The 21504-nt window shown below is 65.7% G+C and carries 18 protein-coding genes and 1 pseudogene; 12 read left to right on the forward strand and 7 right to left on the reverse strand.

The features are described 5' to 3' along the window. Position 1: 1 nt before the first annotated feature. Positions 2-385 (reverse strand): annotated as a pseudogene (locus G6N36_RS28845) (allophanate hydrolase-related protein); the annotation flags it as partial. Between the two features lie 112 nt (positions 386-497). Between G6N36_RS28845 and G6N36_RS28850 the strand changes: the two are divergent. The 7 genes from G6N36_RS28850 (at position 498) to G6N36_RS28880 (ending at position 11419) form a co-directional block, all read left to right on the forward strand. After that, positions 498-1622, forward strand: a complete 1125-nt coding sequence (locus G6N36_RS28850) for an acyl-CoA synthetase family protein (protein WP_276067887.1) — start codon at positions 498-500, stop codon at positions 1620-1622. Positions 1623-1624: 2 nt separating this feature from the next. After that, on the forward strand, positions 1625-2983 hold the full coding sequence (locus tag G6N36_RS28855) for an aldehyde dehydrogenase family protein (RefSeq protein WP_163690199.1): 1359 nt from the start codon (positions 1625-1627) through the stop codon (positions 2981-2983). Between the two features lie 149 nt (positions 2984-3132). Next, positions 3133-3591, forward strand: a complete 459-nt coding sequence (ssb, locus tag G6N36_RS28860; RefSeq protein ID WP_163690200.1) for a single-stranded DNA-binding protein — start codon at positions 3133-3135, stop codon at positions 3589-3591. A gap of 105 nt (positions 3592-3696) precedes the next feature. Continuing rightward, positions 3697-5370, forward strand: a complete 1674-nt coding sequence (gene ettA, locus G6N36_RS28865) for an energy-dependent translational throttle protein EttA (RefSeq protein ID WP_163690201.1) — start codon at positions 3697-3699, stop codon at positions 5368-5370. 93 nt (positions 5371-5463) lie between these two features. Next, entirely contained in the window at positions 5464-10353 is a 4890-nt protein-coding gene (locus G6N36_RS28870) for an NAD-glutamate dehydrogenase (protein WP_163690202.1), read from the forward strand. A 47-nt stretch (positions 10354-10400) separates the two neighbouring features. After that, complete coding sequence (locus tag G6N36_RS28875) at positions 10401-10763, forward strand: acyl-CoA thioesterase (RefSeq protein WP_372512367.1); 363 nt, start codon at positions 10401-10403, stop codon at positions 10761-10763. Continuing rightward, positions 10760-11419 (forward strand): DUF8010 domain-containing protein, encoded by a 660-nt coding sequence (locus G6N36_RS28880; protein ID WP_163690204.1) that lies wholly within the window; start codon positions 10760-10762, stop codon positions 11417-11419. Before G6N36_RS28875 ends, G6N36_RS28880 begins: the two co-directional genes overlap by 4 nt. Positions 11420-11437: 18 nt before the next feature. Here the strand turns inward: G6N36_RS28880 and G6N36_RS28885 are convergent, their stop codons facing one another. Together G6N36_RS28885 and G6N36_RS28890 are read right to left on the reverse strand one after the other, a co-directional pair. Continuing rightward, entirely contained in the window at positions 11438-13021 is a 1584-nt protein-coding gene (locus G6N36_RS28885; protein ID WP_163690205.1) for a glycoside hydrolase family 13 protein, read from the reverse strand. 74 nt (positions 13022-13095) lie between these two features. Further along, on the reverse strand, positions 13096-13491 hold the full coding sequence (locus G6N36_RS28890) for a globin (RefSeq protein ID WP_163690206.1): 396 nt from the start codon (positions 13489-13491) through the stop codon (positions 13096-13098). 139 nt (positions 13492-13630) lie between these two features. On the opposite strand from G6N36_RS28890, the gene G6N36_RS28895 reads away from it, so the two are divergent. From G6N36_RS28895 to G6N36_RS28905, 3 genes are read left to right on the forward strand one after another with little or no spacing between them, the layout of a single operon-like run. Next, the gene (locus G6N36_RS28895; RefSeq protein WP_163690207.1) at positions 13631-14299 is read left to right on the forward strand and encodes an HNH endonuclease; all 669 of its coding nucleotides are present in this window, start codon (positions 13631-13633) and stop codon (positions 14297-14299) included. Positions 14300-14322: 23 nt separating this feature from the next. Then, the gene (gene ctaJ, locus G6N36_RS28900; protein ID WP_163690208.1) at positions 14323-14571 is read left to right on the forward strand and encodes an aa3-type cytochrome oxidase subunit CtaJ; all 249 of its coding nucleotides are present in this window, start codon (positions 14323-14325) and stop codon (positions 14569-14571) included. Next, positions 14558-15040 (forward strand): DUF5130 domain-containing protein, encoded by a 483-nt coding sequence (locus G6N36_RS28905; RefSeq protein ID WP_163690209.1) that lies wholly within the window; start codon positions 14558-14560, stop codon positions 15038-15040. The genes ctaJ and G6N36_RS28905 overlap by 14 nt, the downstream gene beginning before the upstream one ends. Here the strand turns inward: G6N36_RS28905 and G6N36_RS28910 are convergent. The 3 genes from G6N36_RS28910 to G6N36_RS28920 all read right to left on the reverse strand — a co-directional run bounded on the left by G6N36_RS28910 (position 15037) and on the right by G6N36_RS28920 (position 18470). Beyond that, a complete protein-coding gene (locus G6N36_RS28910; RefSeq protein WP_179964888.1) occupies positions 15037-15387 on the reverse strand; it encodes an HNH endonuclease in 351 nt (116 codons plus the stop codon). The genes G6N36_RS28905 and G6N36_RS28910 overlap by 4 nt on opposite strands. Before the next feature lie 82 nt (positions 15388-15469). Beyond that, entirely contained in the window at positions 15470-18055 is a 2586-nt protein-coding gene (pepN, locus tag G6N36_RS28915; RefSeq protein WP_163690210.1) for an aminopeptidase N, read from the reverse strand. 37 nt (positions 18056-18092) lie between these two features. After that, complete coding sequence (locus G6N36_RS28920) at positions 18093-18470, reverse strand: DUF732 domain-containing protein (RefSeq protein ID WP_163690972.1); 378 nt, start codon at positions 18468-18470, stop codon at positions 18093-18095. Between the two features lie 196 nt (positions 18471-18666). Here G6N36_RS28920 and G6N36_RS28925 point away from each other — a divergent pair, with 196 nt between their 5' ends. Next, entirely contained in the window at positions 18667-19278 is a 612-nt protein-coding gene (locus G6N36_RS28925) for a mycothiol-dependent nitroreductase Rv2466c family protein (RefSeq protein WP_163690211.1), read from the forward strand. Between the two features lie 34 nt (positions 19279-19312). On the opposite strand, the gene G6N36_RS28930 is transcribed toward G6N36_RS28925, so the two are convergent. After that, positions 19313-21025, reverse strand: coding sequence for a molybdopterin-dependent oxidoreductase (locus tag G6N36_RS28930; protein ID WP_235690201.1), 1713 nt, complete (start codon positions 21023-21025; stop codon positions 19313-19315). Between G6N36_RS28930 and G6N36_RS28935 the strand changes: the two genes are divergently transcribed. After that, positions 21024-21503 (forward strand): ribose-5-phosphate isomerase, encoded by a 480-nt coding sequence (locus tag G6N36_RS28935; RefSeq protein WP_179964889.1) that lies wholly within the window; start codon positions 21024-21026, stop codon positions 21501-21503. The two genes, G6N36_RS28930 and G6N36_RS28935, sit on opposite strands and share 2 nt — an antisense overlap. Position 21504 lies beyond the last annotated feature (1 nt).

Consider the following 21504-nt stretch of genomic DNA (forward strand, 5'->3'; position numbering starts at 1 on the left):
GCTAGACGGCCCGTGCCGCAACGGCGGCGGGCCAGCTGCCATAGTGACTGATGTCGGGGCCGGTGTCAGCAGAAGCATCGCAACTGAATCCGGTTCGCCATGTGCCGTCGTCGAACTCGACCTTGCCGAGCTGCATGGGCGCGGGCAGCGCCGCGAGGAACAAGCCGAGTAAGCGCGGGGAGAGCAGCCAGCGGTGACCCATGATCGAGGCGCCCGCAGCGCCGTCGGGCACGCGGGTGACGGCGGGCTTGGGCGGGTCAGTCGGGAGCACCGACATCCGGTACCTGGGGACCGTCGTGATCTCGCCGGCCCACCGCGCGCCCAAATCCGTGAGTTCGTGCGACAGCGGTCCACCACGCAGGTGCGCGCCGAACACCACCAACTCCAGGTCCTCGCTCATGGGGCTTCAATGTACGGGGCATCGTCGCCGCCGCGCGCGGTAAACGCTTGCCGAATAGGAAGTTAACGCACGCATATTCGCGAGATGCTCACGCTGCATGCCGCCCAGCGGTGACACTATTGATGCCGTGACCGGTGTCGACTTCTCGTTGCTGGACGTTCCGCGCGACCGACCCGTCGAGGACCCGGACGCGTTTTTGCGCGCCGCGATCGCATGGCATTTCGGTGACGACACCGGCTGCGCGTTCTGGCTAAGGGCGGCGAAGGACCTGGACTTCGACCCGCTGACCGAGGTCACGACCTTCGGCGATCTTCGCAGGTTTCCGAACCTGCTCCCTGAACTCCGCGATGCCCCTGTGGAGGATCTGATCCCGCGCGGGTATGGCGACCCGGCGCCGGTCCCGCTGATCTTCGAATCGGGCGGAACCACCGGGGCGCCGAAGCGCACCGCGCAGCTGCCCGACTGGGTTGAGCAGGTAACCCGTTGGCAGGTCCAGGATTTCGCGACGGGCGGCTTCGTGGCCGGCAGAGGATTGGCTTGCCTGATGCCGAGCGGTCCGCACGGCGTCGGCTACTTCTCGCGTGAGGTTTCGCGGCGGTTGGGAGCGGCATTTCACGGCGTCGACCTTGATCCGCGCTGGGTGAAGAAGCTCGCCGCACGGGGTGCCGTCGCCGAGGTGTCGATGTACGTCGACCATGTCCTCGAACAGGCGAAGTTCATCCTGCAGACCCAGAACGTCGCCAATCTGCACACGTCGCCGCCGCTGTTCGACGCCATCGCGCGCAACGACCGTCTCGTGGATCTGGTCAACGAGCGCATCCGCTATGTACTGCTCAGTGGCGCGCATGTCGACGTCGACACACTGGAGTTGCTGCGAGACATCTTCCCGCAGACCACGATCACGATGGCGTTCGGCAGCACGATGATCCTGTCGCAGGCGCTCACCCGCTCGGCACCGGATGGCCAGTTCGTGTTCCACCCCCGTGCGCCCTACATCGTGTTCTGGGTGGTCGACCCCGACACCGGCGAACGGGTGGGGAAGGGGCAGCGCGGTCAGGTGGTGATGAACCACGTCAGCAAGGGCATGTTCATCCCGAACAATCTCGAACGCGACACCGCGACTCGCATGCCGGGATTGTCCGGCCAGATCGGGGATTCGCTGAGCGAGGTCGCGCCGGTGGCGACCTTCGAAGGAGAAGTGGTCGTCGAGGGCGTGTACTGACCGTGACCGTCCTCGACGCCCTGGGGCCCGGCGGCGAATACCGAACCCGCAAGCGCGAATTGATCACCGACATCTCCGGCTCCCCGGTCGCCGAGATCACCGTCGCGCCACCGCTCTATGTGGCGCGCACCGTCAACGCACTACGCAAGACGCGGCCGCTGACCGCCGCCGCGCGCGATGCGGCACTGGCTCGCGCGGCGACGATGTTCCTGTCCGATGAGATCGCCGGGCTTGACTTCGAGGGCTACGTCGACATGGCCAGCCGGGTGTCGGGTCTGCCGATCGCGGTGACGCGTGCGGGCGCGCGCAGCGTGGCGGACCAGGTGACCGCCGTGGACGAATCGGTGCGCGCGGCCCAGCCACGTGGCGCCGAACGTGACCAGCATGCGATCCACGGCGGCGGCGCAGTGTGGGCTCGCCGCGGCGAGGTGTTCGCGGTGCACGCGTCGGGCAACGCCCCAGGGGTGCACGGACTTTGGCCACAGGCGCTTGCGTTGGGATACCGAGTGGCGGTGCGACCATCGCGTCGCGAACCTTTCACCGGACAGCGATTGATCGCCGCTTTGCGCGAGAGTGGATTTCGCGCGGAAGACGTCTGTTATCTGCCTACCGACTACGCGGGTGCCGACGAGATCATTCGGGCGGCGGACCTTGCGATGGTCTACGGCGACCAGGACGTGGTCGACAAGTACGCCTTGGATCCGTCGGTCTTGGTGAACGGACCCGGGCGGGCGAAGATCCTGGTGACCGCCGATCAGGACTGGCGCGAACACCTCGAGATGATCGTCGAGTCGATTTGCACATTCGGCGGAACGGCGTGCGTCAACGCCACCGCGGTGTTGGTCGAGGGTGACGCCGCGGCGGTGGCCGACGCGATTGCGGAACGGCTCTCGACGCTGGTTCCGCTGTCGATCAGCGACGAGGCGGCTGTGCTCCCGGTGATGTCGACGGCCGCCGCGCGAAGGATCGCGCAGTTCCTCGGCGTTCGCGCCGCCGGGACGACGGCCCTGCTGGGCGCCGACCAGGTGGTCGCCGATCTCGGTGACGGGACCGCCGCCCTGCGCCCTGCTGTTCACCTGCTCCCGCGCCCCGATGTTGTCAGGTTGAACACCGAACTGGCGTTCCCGTGCGTGTGGGTGTCGACGTGGGCGCGCGACGATGGACTCGAACCGCTGCGCCGATCGCTGGTGGTCACCGCGATCACCGAGGACGAGCAGCTGGTGAGCGACCTTGTCGACGAGCCGACGATCCCGAATGTCTACAGCGGTCGGTTTCCCACGTGGTTCAGTGCCCCGCACATCCCGCATGACGGGTTTCTCGCCGACTTTTTGATGCGCAACAAGGGCTTCATCCGCGGCTGAGGCGCCGGCTATCCACAACCACGGACTCATCCACAGCCGCTTGGCGGCGTCAACGCTTCCGCAGCCTCGATGTCGGCGGCCCGACGGTCAATGGGGGTGTCACCGACGCGCCGGGTCGCCGGCCGTCGCACGTAATGAAAGGAAGCAACATGTTCGAGACGCCGTTTCACATCGTCGGCAATATCGTCACCGATCCGATCCACCGCCAGGTCGGCGAGCAGGAGATGGTCAGGTTCCGCGTCGCCAGCAATTCCCGCCGCCGCACCGCCGAAGGAACATGGGAGCCGGGTAACTCGTTGTTCGTGACGGTGACCTGCTGGGGGCGCGCGGTCGCCGGTGCCAGCGCCGGTCTCGTGAAGGGCGATCCGGTGATCGTCGTCGGACACGTCTACACCAGCGAGTACGAGGACCGTGACGGCAACCGGCGCTCGTCGGTCGAGGTACGGGCGACATCCGTCGGTCCAGATCTGGCCCGCTGCACCGCCCGCATCGACCGGGCCAGACAACCGGCCGACGCGCAGGTCACCGAACTTGCCGACGAAACCTCCGACGCCAGCGATGATGGCGCCGCCGACGAGTCAGGCCGGGAGCTGCCACTGTCGGCGTAGCCGCAGGCACACGGTCGGCTCGACCGTAGGGGCCACGCCTAGGATGGTCGGCGGCTTGAAGTATCGAGAACGACTCGACCCTCTTTTGAAAGGCAACACCACGGCATGGCCGAATTCATCTATTCGATGCGGAAGGTCCGCAAGGCGCACGGCGACAAGGTCATCCTTGACGACGTCAGTCTGAACTTCCTTCCAGGCGCGAAGATCGGCGTTGTCGGTCCTAACGGGGCTGGCAAGTCGAGCGTCTTGCGGATCATGGCCGGGCTCGACACCCCCAACAACGGCGACGCGCTGCTACAACCGGGTGCGACGGTCGGCATCCTGATGCAGGAGCCGGAACTCGACGAGACCAAGACGGTCCGCGAGAACGTCGAAGAAGGCGTTGCGATCAAGGCCAAGCTCAACCGCTACAACGAGGTCGCCGAGCTGATGGCCACCGACTACAGCGATGAGCTGATGGAGGAGATGGGCAAGCTCCAGGAGGAGCTCGACGCCGCCGACGCGTGGGACATCGACTCCCAGCTTGAACAGGCGATGGACGCGCTGCGCTGCCCGCCGGCCGACGAGCCCGTCACCCACCTGTCCGGTGGCGAGAAGCGACGGGTGGCGCTGTGCAAGCTGCTGCTGTCAAAGCCCGACCTGCTGCTGCTCGACGAGCCGACCAACCACCTCGACGCCGAGAGCGTTCTGTGGCTCGAACAGCACCTCGCCAGCTACAAGGGCGCCATCCTGGCCGTCACCCACGACCGTTACTTCCTGGACAACGTCGCGGAGTGGATCCTCGAGCTCGACCGCGGACGCGCTTACCCGTACGAGGGCAACTACTCCACTTATCTGGAGAAGAAGGCTGAGCGCGTCGCAGTTCAGGGTCGCAAGGATGCCAAGCTCCAGAAGCGACTGCAGGAGGAGCTGGCCTGGGTCCGGTCTGGCGCCAAGGCGCGGCAGGCCAAGAACAAGGCCCGCCTCGGGCGCTACGAAGAGATGGTCACCGAGGCTGAGAAGACCCGCAAGCTCGACTTCGAGGAAATTCAGATCCCGGTTGGCCCGCGCCTCGGCAACGTGGTCGTCGAGGTGGAGCATCTCGACAAGGGGTTCGAGGGACGCACCCTCATCAAGGACCTGTCGTTCACTCTTCCGCGCAACGGAATCGTGGGCGTCATCGGCCCCAACGGGGTCGGGAAGACCACGCTGTTCAAGACCATCGTCGGTCTCGAGCAGCCGGACAGCGGCACCGTGAAGGTCGGCGAGACGGTCAAGCTCAGCTACGTCGACCAGAGCCGTGGCGGCATCGACCCAAAGAAGACCGTGTGGGAAGTGGTTTCCGACAAGCTGGACTACATCGAGGTCGGGCAGAACGAGATCCCGTCCAGGGCGTATGTCTCGGCGTTCGGTTTCAAGGGTCCGGATCAGCAGAAACCCGCCGGCGTGCTGTCGGGCGGTGAACGCAACCGGCTCAACCTCGCGCTCACCCTGAAAGAGGGCGGCAACCTGATCCTGCTCGACGAGCCGACCAACGATCTCGACGTCGAAACGCTGTCCTCGCTCGAGAACGCGCTGGAGAATTTCCCCGGCTGTGCAGTCGTGATCTCGCACGATCGTTGGTTCCTCGACCGCACCTGCACGCACATCCTGGCGTGGGAGGGCGACGACGACAACGAAGCCAAGTGGTTCTGGTTCGAGGGCAACTTCGGCGGCTACGAGGAGAACAAGGTCGAGCGGCTCGGTGCCGACGCGGCACGTCCGCACAGGGTGACCCACCGCCGCCTCACGCGAGACTAGTGTCCATCGTGCGGACCACGTGGTCGCCTGCTCGTCGAGCCGGCGACGACGTCCAATGACGGGCGGTCCACGGGTACAGGCGAGGAGCGTGGCATGTCGGTGAATCCGGGAGCCATCGGCGGGCCAGCTGATTCTGGTCCCGGTCGCGCCGGACCTTCAGCACCTCACGCGCTGAGCCCGGAAGACGTCGCGCGGCTCGCGCACGCCTATCTCGACACCTACCGCGGACCCCACGATGCCCCCGCATCCGACGCGTCGCTGACCCTGCCGGTAGACATGTCGTCGCGCCAGATGATGGGCCCGGCGCTGGTGACCGCGCATCATCGCCTGGGGCAGCGTCGGGCGGCCGGCGAAACCCGGGTCGCGGTGTACGGCGGGGATGACCCGACGGGATTCGGTCCGGCGATGCAGGTCGTCACTGATTTCAGCCCGATGGTGATGGATTCGGTGGCAGTGCTGCTACACCGATTCGGCGTCTCGTACACGGCGATCATGAACCCCGTCTTCCGAGTGCGCCGAAGCCCGCACGGCGAACTGCTGGACGTCCGGCCGTCCGCCGACCCGGCGGCGTCTCGTGAAGGCGTCGATGAGTCTTGGATCCATGTTCAACTCGGCCAAGCCGCGGACAGCGGCGCGCTCACCCAGGTCGCCCAGTTGCTGCCCGGCGTCCTGGCCGATGCACGACAGGTCGCGCTGGACTCCAGCGCGATGGGTGCCTCGATGCACCAGCTGGCGTTCGAACTCGACAACGACCACAACGGCCGATTCCCCGGGCGGGATCGCAAAGACGTTGCAGCGCTACTGCGTTGGCTCGCCGACGGGCACTTCGTGCTGCTCGGCTACCAACGCTGCTCCGTTGACAATGGTCGCTCTGCGGTGGACCCGGCGAGCCGGCTCGGCGTGCTCCGGCTGCGCCAAGATGTGCTGCCGCAGCTGACGCACAGCGACGAGCTGCTTGCGCTGGCCCAGGCGACCATCCCCAGCTACCTTCGCTACGGCGCGTACCCCTACATCGTCGTCGTACGCGAGCAGTTGGGTCCGTCGGTGATAGAACACCGTTTCGTCGGCCTGTTCACCGTCGCGGCGACCAATGCCAACGTGCTTGAAATACCGCTGATTTCCGGCCGAGTGCGCGAGGCGTTGGCGTTGTCGCAGCGCGATCCGAGTCATCCGGGCCAGTTGCTGCTCGACATCATCCAGACCATCCCCCGCTCGGAGTTGTTCGCGCTGTCGGCACGGGCACTGCTCGACATGGTCAAGGCGGTCGTCGACCTCGGGTCGCGGCGCCGCACCCTGCTGTTCATGCGGGCCGATTCGCTCGCCCATTTCGTCTCGTGTCTGGTGTACCTGCCCCGTGACCGCTACACCACCGACGTGCGGCTGGAGATGCAGAACATCCTGGTCCGCGAGCTCGGCGGGGTAAGCATCGAATACACCGCGCGTGTCAGCGAATCCCCCTGGGCCGTTGTACATTTCACGGTACGCATGCCCGATGGCTCGCGTCCGGCGGACATCGACGCCTCGCTGGAGAACGAAACCCGCATTCAGGGTCTGCTGACCGAGGCGGCTCGCACGTGGGGTGACCTGCTGACCGGTGCGGTCAAGACCGGTTCCATCGACCAAGCCAAGGCAGCGCACTATGCGTCGGCGTTCTCGGAGTCCTACAGACAGGCCTTTGCGCCGCATGAAGCGATCAACGACATCGCCATCATCGAAGAGTTGCAGGATAATTCGATCAAGCCAGTTCTCCTGGACGCCGTCGAGGAACACATCGCGCAGCTCACCCTGTATCTCGGTGGGCAGTCCGCGTCCCTGAGTGCCCTACTGCCGATGTTGCAGTCAATGGGTGTCGTGGTGCTCGAGGAGCGGCCGTTCACCGTGACCCGACCCGACGGCTTGCCGGTCTGGATCTATCAATTCAAGATGTCGCCGCACAGTTCCGTGCCGGAGGTGCCGCCGGGCCCTGAACGCGATGCCGCCCAGATGCGCTTCGCCGATGCGGTGACCGCGATCTGGCACGGCCGCGCCGAGATCGACCGGTTCAACGAGCTCGTCCTGCGGGCCGGCCTCACCTGGCAGCAGGTAGCCGTTGTGCGCAGCTATGCAAAGTATTTGAAGCAGGCGGGTTTTCCGTACAGCCAGTCGCACATCGAGAGCGTCATCAACGACAACGCCGCGACGGCGCGGTCGCTGGTCGAGCTGTTCGAGGCGCTGTTCAGTCCGATCTCCCCGACGGACGACGCGCCGCGACGACGCGACGCCCAGGCCGCCGCAGCAGCAGTCGCCGCCGACATCGACGCCTTGGTCAGCCTCGACACCGACCGCGTCCTGCGCGCGTTCGCGTCGATGATTCAGGCCACGCTGCGAACCAACTACTTCGTCACGCGGCAGGAGTCGGCACGCGCACGAAACGTCCTGTCCTTCAAGCTGAACCCCGGCCTTATCGACGAACTGCCGCTGCCGCGACCCAGATTCGAGATCTTCGTGTACTCGCCGCGCGTCGAGGGCGTGCATCTCCGCTTCGGGCATGTGGCCCGCGGCGGACTGCGCTGGTCGGATCGCAGGGAGGACTTCCGCACCGAGATCCTCGGTCTCGTAAAGGCTCAGGCGGTGAAGAACGCCGTCATCGTGCCGGTCGGCGCCAAGGGGGGGTTCGTCGTCAAGAACCCGCCCCCGGCCACCGGCGACGCCGCCGCCGACCGTGACGCTCAGCGCAACGAGGGCGTGGCGTGCTACCGACTCTTCATCTCCGGTCTGCTCGACGTCACCGACAACGTCGACAAGGTCACCGGGGCGGTCGTGACGCCGGCCGACGTGGTGCGCAGGGACGGTGACGACGCCTATCTCGTAGTCGCCGCCGACAAGGGCACCGCGACGTTCTCGGACATCGCCAACGAGGTGGCTCTGTCCTACGGATTCTGGCTCGGCGACGCCTTCGCGTCGGGCGGCTCGGTGGGCTACGACCATAAGGCGATGGGTATCACCGCCAAAGGTGCGTGGGAATCGGTCAAACGGCATTTCAAAGAGATGGGCGTCGACACCCAGTCCGAGGATTTCACCGTCGTCGGCGTCGGAGACATGAGCGGCGACGTCTTCGGTAACGGGATGCTGCTGTCCAAGCACATTCGACTGCTCGCCGCGTTTGACCATCGGCACATCTTCATCGACCCGAACCCCGACGCGGCGACGTCGTGGGACGAGCGCAAGCGGCTCTTTGAACTGCCGCGGTCCAGCTGGGAGGACTACAACGCCTCGCTGATCAGCGAGGGCGGCGGCGTGTACAGCAGGGAACAGAAGGCCATCCCGATCAGCCCGCAGGCCCGCACGGCACTGGGCATCGAGGACGGCGTGGAGGAACTCACGCCGCCGGCGCTGATGAAGGCGATCCTGATGGCGCCTGCGGATCTGCTGTTCAACGGCGGCATCGGCACTTACATCAAGGCCGAAACGGAGTCCGATGCCGACGTCGGCGATCGCGCCAACGATCCCGTGCGGGTCAACGGAAATCAGGTGCGCGCCAAGGTGATCGGCGAAGGTGGCAACCTCGGCGTGACATCACTGGGGCGGGTCGAATTCGATCTCGCAGGTGGCCGGATCAACACCGACGCGTTGGACAACTCGGCGGGCGTCGACTGCTCCGACCACGAGGTCAACATCAAAATCCTGATCGATTCACTCGTCACCGCGGGCAAGGTCAGTCCCGAGGACCGCACTGAACTGCTGCTGTCGATGACGGACGAGGTCGGTCGTCTGGTGCTCAAGGACAACGTCGATCAGAACGATCTGTTGGGCACCAGCCGCGCGAACTCGGCCAGTCTGCTCCCCGTCCACGCACGCATGATCAAGGACTTCGCCCACGATCGCGGGCTGAACCGGGAACTCGAGGCGCTGCCATCCGAGAAGGAGATCAGTCGCCGCTCCGAAATCGGAATCGGCTTGACTTCACCGGAACTCGCGACGCTGATGGCTCACGTCAAACTCGCTCTCAAGGACGACGTGCTCGCCAGCGACCTGCCCGATCAGGACGCATTCGCTGCCCGCCTGCCGCTGTACTTCCCGGTCAGGCTTCGCGAGGAGTTCGGCGCCGACATCCGTACGCACCAGCTGCGTCGGGAGATCGTCACCACGATGCTGGTGAACGACCTCGTCGACACCAGCGGCATCAGCTACGCCTACCGGGTCGCCGAAGACGTCGGTGTGGGGCCGGTGGACGCGGTCCGAAGCTATGCGGCGACCGACGCCATCTTCCGGATCGGCAAGGTGTTGCGTGAGATCCGCGCCGCCAGCGAAAACGGGGTGTCGGTGGTGGTATCGGACCGGATGACACTGGATCTGCGGCGGCTCATCGACCGGGGCGGGCGCTGGCTGCTCAATTATCGGCCGCAACCGCTGGCGGTCGGCGCCGAGATCAATCGGTTCGCGGCCAAAGTCGCCGCGTTGACTCCGCGCATGTCGGAGTGGCTCCGCGGCGACGACCAGGCGATCGTGACCAAGGAGGCCGGCGAGTTCAGTTCGCAGGGAGTGCCTTCCGACCTGGCGTACATGATCGCGACGGGGCTGTACCAGTACAGCCTGCTCGACGTCATCGACATCGCGGACATAGTCGACCGCGAACCGGCCGAGGTCGCGGACACGTACTTCGCGTTGATGGATCACTTCAACACCGACAGCCTGCTGACGGCGGTGTCACGGCTCGAACGCGATGACCGCTGGCATTCTCTGGCGCGGTTGGCGATTCGCGACGATATCTACGGTTCGCTACGCGCGTTGTGCTTCGATGTGCTGGCCGTGGGCGAGCCCGACGAGACCGGCGAGGAGAAGATCGCCGAGTGGGAGTCGACCAACAGTTCGCGCGTCGGCCGTGCGCGGCGCACGCTCGCCGAGATCTACGAGGGCGGAGAACTCGACCTGGCCACCCTGTCGGTGGCCGCCCGCCAGATTCGCAGCATGACTCGGACGAGTGGGACGGGGACGTCCGGGTGACACATGGCTTTGTAGCGCCCGTGCACGTCCGTTGGTCGGACATCGACATGTATCAGCACGTCAACCACGCGACTATGGTCACCCTTCTCGAAGAGGCCCGGATCCCGTTTCTGCGTGAGCCGTTCGGCCCTGAAATCGACACCATCGGCCTGCTGATCGCGGACGTGCACATCTCCTACAAGGCGCAGGTGCGATTGATCGATTCGCCCTTGCAGGTGACGATGTGGACGAAGAAGGTGCGGTCCGTCGATTTCACCATCGGGTACGAAGTGCGGCCGTTCGGGGCGTCGCCCGACTCGAAACCCGCAGTGATCGCCGATACCCAGCTGGCCGCCGTACATATCAAAGAACAGAGACTGCAACGACTTTCGGATGGTCAGAAGGCGTATTTGCAGCAATGGTTGAGATGACTCGACCCGAGCGCGGTATTTGGCTCGACAACACCTCTGATCGCGACGACCTCGCGACGTTCGTCGAGCGCGCCCTGCGGCTGGACGACGCGGCGGTGATCCGGTTGCGTGAGCGCGAAGGCGGGCTGGTCACGGCCTGGGTGTCGACCGGATTCGACGTGCTGGCCAGTCGTGTGGTGGCCGGTGAAGTCAAGCCTGCCGACCTGTCCGTGGGCGCCGACGCGTTGGCCGCGGGTCTGATCGCGATGGATGCCAACGGATATGTCGAGACGGGCTTCGCGATGGACTCCGCGTGGCGCGGTGCGTTGCCGCCGGAATCGGGCTTCGAGCACCTCGACGACGTGCCCGCCGGTGTCATGCTCGATCTGGCGCAGCGAGGAATGGCGCTCGCCAAGGAGCATTCCAGCTCGCATGGTCCACCCGTGTCGCTGCTGGACCAGGAGGTAGTCGCGGTCATCGCCGGCGACGCCAGCGTCGGTATACCGATGCGCTGTGTATTTGCCTTGACCGCAATGGGTTTCCTGCCGCAATCGGGTGATGCCGTCGGGGGCGACGAGATCGTGCGAGTGCGTGCGCTTCCGACATGGTTGCGCGTCGACGCACGCTTCGGTTCGGTTTTTCGGCGGCGTGGCGACCCAGCATTGGTCCTGCGGTAACAGCCTCTTCGCAGAAAACTAGACCAGCCAAGCGGCGGCGTTCGGCGGCAGCTTGCCTCCCACCAGTTCAGCACTCGACAACAACACCTCATCGTCGGGCAGCGCTATCGCGTCGGCGCCGGCATTGAGCACGCATACCAAGCCCCCGCTGTTCCGGAACGCCAACGTGTCGGCGGGGGAGTCGAGCCATTCGATCGTCGGACCGTCGAATTCGGCTCGATCCCGTCGCAATTCGATCGCTCGCCGGTACAACGTCAGCGTCGACGCCGGATCACCGTCCTGCTTCTCGACCGTCAACGTCGCCCAATCCTCGGGCAGCGGCAGCCAAGTGTCAGAACTGCCCGAAAAGCCGAACGGCGGTGCGTCGCCCTCCCACGGCATCGGCACCCGGCTGGCGTCGCGGCCGCGCCGCGTGTGACCTGAGCGCTCCCACACCGGATCGCGCAGCGCCTCGTCGGGCAGGTCGACGTTGGGCAGGCCCAGCTCTTCGCCGTTGTAGATGAACACCGCACCGGGTAGTGCCAGCATCGCCAGCGTCATCGCCTTGGCACGGTCCAGACCGACAGCGCCGCCGCCGTAGCGGGTCGGTTCACGGTCGACATCGTGATTGGCCAGCGTCCAGCTCGGCGTCGCATCCACGAGATGCGCTGCGGCAAGCGAGTTCTCGATGGCGTGACGGATGTCGGTGGCATCGAACTCCGCGCGAAGCAACCGGAAGTTGAAGGCCAGATGCAGCTCATCGGCCCGCACGTACTGCGAGAACTGTTCGTTGTCGTACACCCAGACCTCGCCGATGGCGACCGAGTTGTCGTAATCGTCGAACACCCCGCGGATCTGCCGGTGGATGTCGTGCACGCCGTCGTTGTTGAACCGCGGGTCGTCGTCCATGTCGGCCAGCAGCACTTCGGCCTTGAGGTGCTCCATGTCGGGCAGTCCCGGTGGCTTGGCCATCCCGTGTGCGACATCGATGCGGAACCCGTCGATGCCACGCTCGAGCCAGAACCTCAGCGTCTTCTCGAGATCATCGAAGACCTCCGGGTTGTCCCAATTCAGGTCCGGCTGTTCGGCGTCGAAGAGGTGCAGGTACCACTGCCCGGGATTGCCGTCGGCTTCGACGACGCGCGTCCACGCCGGCCCCCCGAAGATCGACACCCAGTTGTTCGGGGGATGAACACCGCCGGGGCCGGTGCCGTCGCGGAAGATGTAGCGCTCGCGCTGATCGCTGCCGGGGCTGGCGGCCAACGCCGCCTGGAACCAGGGGTGCGCCGAGCTGGTGTGGTTCGGCACCAGATCCATCGTCACCTTGATTCCCGCGGCGTGCGCGGCTTCTGTCAGCCGGTCCAGCGCTCCGATGCCGCCGAACATCGGGTCGACGTCGCGGGGGTCGGCCACGTCATAGCCGTTGTCGGCCATCGGCGACACCATGACCGGGTTCAGCCAGATCGCGTCGATGCCGAGTGCCTCGAGGTAGTCCAGTTTGGCGATCACACCGTCGAGATCACCGAGACCGTCACCGTTGCTGTCGTAGAACGACCGCGGATAGACCTGATAAAACAGCGCGTGCGACCACCAAGGATCACGGGCGCTTACGTCCTGACTCATCGCCGCCAATCTACGTCAGCGGCGCGGTCGCACCGTCGAAGGAACGGCGCGTTCACCGCAGCTTGGCCCGCTCGTCAGAAGGGTGAGTTGACCATCGAGTGCGCGGCCATCTCCAGGTAGGCCAGCAGCTCGGCGCGATGCTCGTCGTCCAGCGTCTGTGAGTCGATCTCCGCGACGGCGGTGTGCATGCAGCGCAGCCATGCGTCGCGCTCGAGGTAGCCGATTTGAAACGGCGCGTGCCGCATGCGCAGCCTCGGATGACCGCGCTGATCGGAGTAGGTCCGCGGCCCGCCCCAATACTGCTCGAGGAACATCCTCAGCCGCACCTCGGCGCCGTCGAGGTCTTCTTCGGGATACAGCGGAAGCAGGATCTCGTCCTCGCGCACCAACTGGTAGAACCGCGACACGAGGGTTCGGAACGTGTCATGGCCACCGACTTCGTCGTAGAACGACCGCTGGGGCTGAGTCACTCCACCATTGTGTCCTGCCGCCACAAAGCGCTGCCCAGCCGGTCGCGTCACCCGATGTTCATTGGACTGACCAGCGAACACGTGCAGAATTGTCGTGCGATTGACAGGAATCCGTGGTGGACTGTCCGACGGAGGACGTATGGCGCATCGCAAGAAAGGCCCGTCCAAGAGGGCTGGCCACCGGCTTCACGACGCCGCAGCGGGCTTGTCCGGGCCCGCCGTGCCGCATTCGCAGTCGCGCGTTCTGCACAGTGTCGAAACCCATCCGCCCAGTACCAGGGAAGGCTCGCTGTGGGGCCGGCGGCGGGTACTCCTGCTGAACTCCACGTACGAACCGTTGACCGCTCTGCCCATGCGGCGGGCGGTCATCATGCTGATGTGCGGAAAAGCCGACGTGGTCCACGACGATCCGGGCGGCCCCGTCATCCACTCCGCCAGTCGCTCCATCGTGGTGCCCTCGGTCATCCGGCTGCGGTCCTACGTCCGAGTGCCTTACCGTGCGCGCATCCCGATGACCAGGGCAGCGCTGATGCACCGCGACCGGTTCCGGTGCGCCTATTGCGGCGGCAAGGCCGCCACCGTCGACCATGTGGTGCCACGCAGTCGCGGCGGCGAACATTCATGGGAGAACTGTGTGGCGGCCTGCTCGACGTGCAACCACCGCAAGGCCGACCGTTTGCTCTCCGAACTCGGCTGGTCGCTGCGTTCGGTGCCGGTGCCGCCGAAGGGCCAGCATTGGCGACTGCTGTCGAGCGTCAAGGAACTCGACCCGGCATGGGTTAGGTATCTGGGCGAAGGTGCGGCCTGACGCATGACTGATACGGTTTGCGCGTGAGCACAGCACTTACTCATTCCCTCCTTGGCGGGGTTCCACTGGCCGTGCTGCTGGTGTTGATGTTCTTGATCTACGTCGTCGGTCCAAAGCGGAAGGGCCCGCATCCGGCTACCTACAAGATGTCCGACAAGTGGACGCACGACCCGATCCTGTGGGCAGCCGATGAACCCGCGGACCACGGTCACGGAGCTGGTCATGGTTCGCACCCCGTCACGGTAGGAGGCGGCGCAAGTGGCAAGTGGTGACGTCGTAACTGCTCGTTCCACCGAACTCGCCGAGCTGCCCCGCGGGTCGGTCGTCACGAACAGCGGCCGGATCTCCGGGGTCACCGAGCCCGGCGAGCTGTCGGTGCACTACCCGTTCCCGGTCAACGATCTGGTCTTTCTCGACGACGCGCTGAAATACGGTTCGCGCGCCGCCAAGGCACGCTTCGCGGTGTACCTCGGGGACCTCGGTGCCGACACCGCGGCGACCGCTCGCCAGATCCTGGCGAAGGTGCCGACACCGGACAACGCCGTGCTACTCGCGGTGTCGCCGGACCAGCGCGCGATCGAGGTGGTCTACGGCAGCGAAGTCAGCGGCCGCGGCATTGAGGAGTCCGCACCCAAGGGTGTGACCGCCGCGGCGGAGCTGTTCAAAGACGGCAAGCTCATCCCCGGCCTGATCAAGGCCGTCCAGGTGATGAGCGCCGGCGTCTCACCAGCCGCTCACTAGCCGGCGTCGGCCAACAGCGCCGCACGGATCTCGACGTATCGCTGTAGGAATCTGCGTTCGTCGAGGCGCTTTCGGCGCATCCACCCGGTGACTTCGTCGTTGCACTTGCTGGTGTTGCACTTGGCGCATGCGGGCACGACGTTGTCGATGGTGTAGCGCCCGCCGCGGGATATCGCCATGACGCAATCGCGCTGTAGCGCAGCGCCGGTCGCCCCGCAGTAAGCGCAACCTGCCCATGCATCCTTGATGGCTGCCCACTGCTCGGCGGTCAGGTCATGGTCGACGGCGGCCATCCGCTTCTTGCGCTTGCGCGCAGCCCGCGCTCGCCTCGTCCGACTGACCGCCATCCACAAAGAATGCCGCGCGAGTGACCGCAAAGTGCTCACGGTCTGCGGCGTGTCGCCGTACAAACACGGTCTGTCGCGAAGGTCAGCTGGCGTCGAAACCCCGTGCGCGCAGGGACCGCTCGACCCCGGCGCGGCCTTCCAGCACCAGCCGGCGTAGCGGCGGCGGCACGTCTGGGTCGGACAGGAACCTGTCGGCGGCGTCCAACCCCTCCTGGCTGATGTCCCATGACGGATACAGCCCGACGACGACGGTCTGCGCCACCTCGCTCGACCGCCGTTGCCAGACACCGGAGATGGCGCTGAAGTACTTGTCGCGGAACGGCTTCAGCAGTTCTTCCTGCCCCGGACGCACGAAGCCGATGGTGATCGACCGAGCGGTGACGTTGGCAAGGGTGTCGTCCTCCATGACCTCCTGCCAGTCGGCTTCCTTCACCGCCAACTGGGGCCGCGCCGCCGCGGCCTGCGCGGCATGCCGCCCACCCGCAGCCGTCGGATCGCGTTCGGCCTCCGCGTCGATGAACGGTGATTCGGGGCCGTCCGCGTCGATGACGCCTGCAGTGGCCAACGCGGTGACGATGCGCCAGCGCAAGTCCGTGTCGATCACCAGGCCCGGCATGTTCACCGCGTCGGGTTCGTTGTCCAACAGCGTCGAGAGCACAGCGATGTGGTTGGGGGAGAGCACCGATGCGCACAGCGCATTGACGAACGCCAGCTGGTGGTCAGAACCGGGCGCCGACTCGCGTGCGCGGTCCAGCAGAGCGTCGCCGAATGCCGGCCAGCCATTCTCTTTCGCCCAGACCGGGTCGGCGTAGGAGCCGAGCGCGGTCTGCGCCTGCAACAGGAGGCGTTGCGCGACACCGACTTCAGATTCGGCGTGCACACCGCTGATGACCAGCGCGACGAAGTCGCGGGCCTTCAGTTCGGCGTCGCGAGTCATCTCCCACGCCGCCGACCACGCCAGCGTGCGGGGGAGCGGATCGGCGATGTCGGCGATCCTCGTGAGCGCCGTCTGCAGCGACTGCGGGTCGAGGCGTAGCGAGCAGTACGTCAGGTCGTCGTCGTTGACCAGGATGAGCCGTCCTCGCGAAACTCCCTGCAGCGCAGAAACTTCGGTCACCTCACCCTCGATGTCGAGCTCCTCGCGGTGCGTTCGCACCAGCTTGCCGTTGCCGTCGTCGTCATAGATTCCGACAGCGAGCCGGTGCACGCGCGTCTCTCCGGCGCCCGGCTGTGCCCCGCTCTGGGCGATCGCGAATCGGGTGAAATTGCCGTCGGCGTCGAGGTCGAATTCAGGGCGCAGCGTGTTGAGTCCGGTGGTCTTGAGCCACTGCCTGCCCCAGCCGGACAGATCGCGTCCGGACGCCTTCTCCAGCGCGCCCAGCAGATCGCCGAACGTCGCATTCGCAAAAGCGTGGTCGCGGAAGTAATCCCGCAGGCCGGCCAGGAACGACTCGAGTCCGACGTACGCCACGAGCTGCTTCAGGACGCTGGCACCCTTGGCGTAAGTAATGCCGTCGAAGTTCACCTCGACGGCGTGCAGATCGGGGATGTCGGCGGCCACCGGATGCGTCGACGGCAACTGATCCTGCCGGTACGCCCAGGACTTCTCGACGTTCGCGAACGTCGTCCATGCTTCTTTGTACTCGGTCGCCTCGGCCTGGCACAGCACGGAGGCGAACGTCGCGAACGACTCGTTGAGCCACAGGTCGTCCCACCACTGCATCGTGACCAGATCGCCGAACCACATGTGCGCCATCTCGTGCAGGACGGTCTCCGCGCGTCGCTCGTACGACGCCCGCGTCACCTTGCTGCGAAAAACATAATCCTCGAGGAAGGTCACGGCGCCGGCATTCTCCATCGCGCCCGCATTGAACTCCGGGACGAAGAGCTGGTCGTACTTGCCGAAGGCATACGGCACGCCGAAGTTGTTGTGGTAGAAGCCGAATCCCTGCTTCGTCTCGGTGTACAGCCGCTCAGCGTCCATGAATTCGGCGAGCGACTTGCGGCAGAACAGACCGAGTGGGATGTCGCCGTGCTCGTCGCTGTAGTTGTCGTCCCAGCGCGCGTACGGGCCGGCGATCAGCGCGACGAGATAGGTGCTCATCTTCGGTGTGACGGCGAAGGTGTGCCGCTTTCCGGTGCCCGCATCTGCGGTGTCGGTGGTCGCGCCGTTGGAGACGACCTCCCAGTGCGACGGGGCCGTGACCGTCACCTCGAAGGTCGCCTTGAGGTCGGGCTGGTCGAAGCACGCGAACATGCGCTTGGCGTCGGCGGTTTCGAACTGCGAGTACAGGTAGACCTCGTCGTCGACCGGGTCGACGAACCGGTGCAGGCCTTCGCCGGTGTTGGAGTAGCGGCAATCGGCGTCGACGACGAGGACGTTGCTTTCGGCCAGGCCGGTCAGCGGAATACCGGTGGACTCGTCGTAACTCGACACGTCGATATCGCGGCCGTTGAGGACCGCACTGCGGACGCTATCGGCGGCGATGTCGATGTAGGTGTCGGCGCCGGGCAGCGCTTCGAAGTCGACGGTCGTCACCGATCTGAACGTGCGCTCGCCGGGCTTGCCGGCGCCGTCGGTCAGATCGAGGTCGATGCGGTAGTTGCCGACGGTGACCAGTGCGGCGCGTTCGACGGCTTGGTCACGGGTGAGGTTGGGAAGTGCCACGAGTCCAACCTAGTGGTCGGTCTCGTGGTGAGGCGCGCTAGAACCCCGGTATCCCGAACCCGTTGAGTCCGGTGAGGCCGTTCAGCGCGCCCAGTCCGTCGAGCCCCTCCAGGATGGTGCCGTTGCCGATCTGCGCCATCATCGATGGGCAGTACATCGATATGGCGATCCCGGTGAAGAACGCCGCCATGTCGGGGTTGATGCCGTTGTTGGAAACGGTGGAGTACACCGACGCCAGGTTCTTGCCCGGTTCGACGAGCATCGGGCAGACCGACTGTCCGAGCCTTTCGGTGCTTGCGGCATCGCCGTACCCGATGCCGGCGTCGTTCAACGCGTTGAGGAACGTCCTGTCCACCGGCTGGGCGGACGCCGGTGCCGCGAGACAGAGTGCCACCGCGGGTCCGGCCAGGGTCATGGCGATCATGCGTTTCGTTTTAATCACAGGTGAAACACTGATTGACAACAGTCACATCGACAACACGCTTGTATAACTGTTTGCACACTATGCGTGTCCTGTGCGCCGGTACGGCGCAATACGTGGCAGCGGGAACATGCGGGCGGGGTGCAAGGTTGTCTGAAAAAGACGTCTGACCAACTACCGAGAGGTGTTCATGCCCGAGAAGTCTGTCGCCGGTTTCTGGTTCGACCCGCTATGCCCGTGGTGCTGGATCACGTCGCGTTGGATCCTCGAGGTCGAAAAGGTACGCGATATCGAGGTGCAGTGGCACGTGATGAGTCTTGCGGTCCTCAACGAGAACAAGGAAGACCTGTCTGAGCAGTACCGCGAAGGCCTCAAGCAGGCGTGGAGGCCGGTCCGGGTGGCGATCGCCGCCGAGCAGGCCAAGGGCAAGGAGATCCTGGCGCCGCTGTACACCGCTATGGGCACACGCATCCACAACCAGGACAACAAGGACTTCGATGTCGTGATCAAGGAGTCGCTGGAGGAGGTCGGACTGCCGGCCGAGCTGGCCGAGGCCGCCGACACCGACAAGTACGACGAGGCGCTGCGCAAGAGCCATCACGCGGGTATGGACGCCGTCGGCGACGACGTCGGCACCCCGACGATTCACGTCAACGGTGTTGCCTTCTTCGGCCCGGTGCTGTCGAAGATCCCACGCGGCGAAGAGGCCGGAAAGTTGTGGGACGCGTCGGTGACGTTTGCGTCCTACCCGCACTTCTGGGAGCTGAAGCGCACCCGCACGGAGCCACCGGTATTCGACTGACCGCTCGCGGTCGCCTTCGACCGAGATGATCCCGCTATCCGACGGTGAAAAACATCGATTGCCAGCCGGTCGACCCGTCGGGCACCGGTCCGGGGTTGATCAGGCGAAGCCGGTCCTCTGCCTGCATCACCCCTGACCCATCGAACGCGCGAGACGTCACGGTGTGTTGGCCCGGCGCCAGTGGCCTGGTCAGTCGGAACATCCGCCAGGTGTTGCGGTTGACTTCGGTGGCCAGCTCGGCCGGCTGCCACTCTTCGTTGTCGAAGCGTAGTTCGACCTTGCTGATTCCGCGCCCCTGCGCCCAGGCGGTGCCCGCCACGGTCACGTCGCCGCTCGGCACCCGCTGAAACGAGCTGGGGGCGTCGATGCGCGACGAGATCTTGATCGGCACGACGCCAGGTGGTTGGCCGTCCCAGCCTCGTTCCACCCAATAGGGCTTGATGTTGTAGGTAGCCAGTTCAAGTTCGGTGAGCCATTTCGTCGCCGATACGTAGCCGTACAAGCCGGGAACCACGGTCCGCATCGGAAATCCGTGTTCAGGCAGCAGCGCCTCCCGGTTCATGCCGATCGCGAGCAGCGCTTCTTTGCCGGCGTTTCGGAGCAGGTCCAGCGGTGTGCCTAGCGTGAAGCCGTCTACCGAATGGCCGACCACCTGCTGAGCGCCGTCCTGTATTCCCGCCTGATCGAGCAGGTCCAGCAAAGGCACACCGATGAAGTTCGCCGTCGAAACATAGGGCCCGCCAACCTCATTGGAGACGCAGGTCATCGTGATTGTCTTTTCCACCAACGGCATCGAGCGGATTTCGTCGAAGGTGAACTCGACGGGCGTGTCGACCATCCCGGTTATACGCAGCACGGCGTCCTCGGCCCGCAGTTGGGGCACCGTCAGGTTGATGTCGATTCGGTAGAAGTCCGCGGCGGGCGTGATGAACGTTGGTGTTCCCAGCTTGGGGAACGCGGCACCGGCCGGTATCGGCGGAGCAGGCGTCGTCGGGACAAGTTCGCCGACGGCGCGTCGCGACGCCGTGACGTCGATCCGTTTCCCGAGGGCGAATCCGCCTGCACCAGCGACCAGCGCACCCAGCGCCGCGGCAAGCGAGCTCAGCACGAATCGACGCCGGCCCAGTCCGCGGGTGGGAACGTCATCGGCAGCTTCGCCCGCTCCTGCGTCAGCGTCGTGGATCGCATCGACGGGCCGGGGTTGCGCGCGCCGATGCAACCACCAGAACGCTCCCACCCCGGCCAACAGCGATGCCAGCGGTGCCAGCAGCCCAAGCCACCCGGTGGACTGCTCGGCCACGGCCAACGTACCGACGACACCGAGGAAGACGATCGCGGCCAGGCCGGGTACCACGCTGCGGCGCGACATCAGCCCGAGCAGGACTCCGAACAGGACGAGCGCGACCGCCATGCCCACCAGCAGCGCCGGCTTGTCATTGGTGCCGAAGTGCGTGATTGCGAAGTCCTTGACCGCCGCGGGGGTTCGGTCGATCGCCGCGTTGCCCACCGCGAGAAACGGTGACGCGGCGGGCGTCAGGATCAGTCCCGAGATGAGATGGCCGACGCCGAGGGCGGCGAACACCGCGATCAGGCCGGTGAGCGCGGCGCGGACGGCGGGCAGGCGAGACGTCGGCGTCATACGACTCATTCGTTGCCGAAGCGGTTCGGGATTGCCGCCGACGTGACTCAAAGCTGACGTCGGGCTCGCGAGGGGCGGGTTGGGCCGCTCTGCCAGAATGGCCGTCATGCGCGTCTACCTGGGAGCCGACCATGCGGGCTTCGAGTTCAAGCAGCGGATCATCGAGCACCTCAACGCCAATGGGCACGAGCCCGTCGACTGCGGGGCGTACGCGTATGACGCCGACGACGACTACCCGGCGTTCTGCATCGCGGCCGCGGCGAAGACGGTCGCCGACCCGGGTAGCCTTGGCATCGTGCTCGGCGGCTCGGGCAACGGCGAGCAGATCGCCGCGAACAAGGTGCCCGGGGTGCGGTGTGCGTTGGGGTGGAGCGTCGAGACGGCCAAACTCGCGCGCGAGCACAACAACGCGCAGGTGATCGGCATCGGCGGGCGCATGCACACGGAAGAGGAGATGCTCGCGATCGTCGATGCGTTCCTCACCACGCCGTGGTCGAAAGCCGAACGGCATCAACGTCGTATCGACATCCTCTCCGAGTACGAGCTCACCCACGTCGCGCCGCCCGTGCCCGGCGCGCCGAGCTAGG

It is taken from the genome of Mycolicibacterium gadium (assembly GCF_010728925.1).
GTDB classification, from domain to species: domain Bacteria; phylum Actinomycetota; class Actinomycetes; order Mycobacteriales; family Mycobacteriaceae; genus Mycobacterium; species Mycobacterium gadium.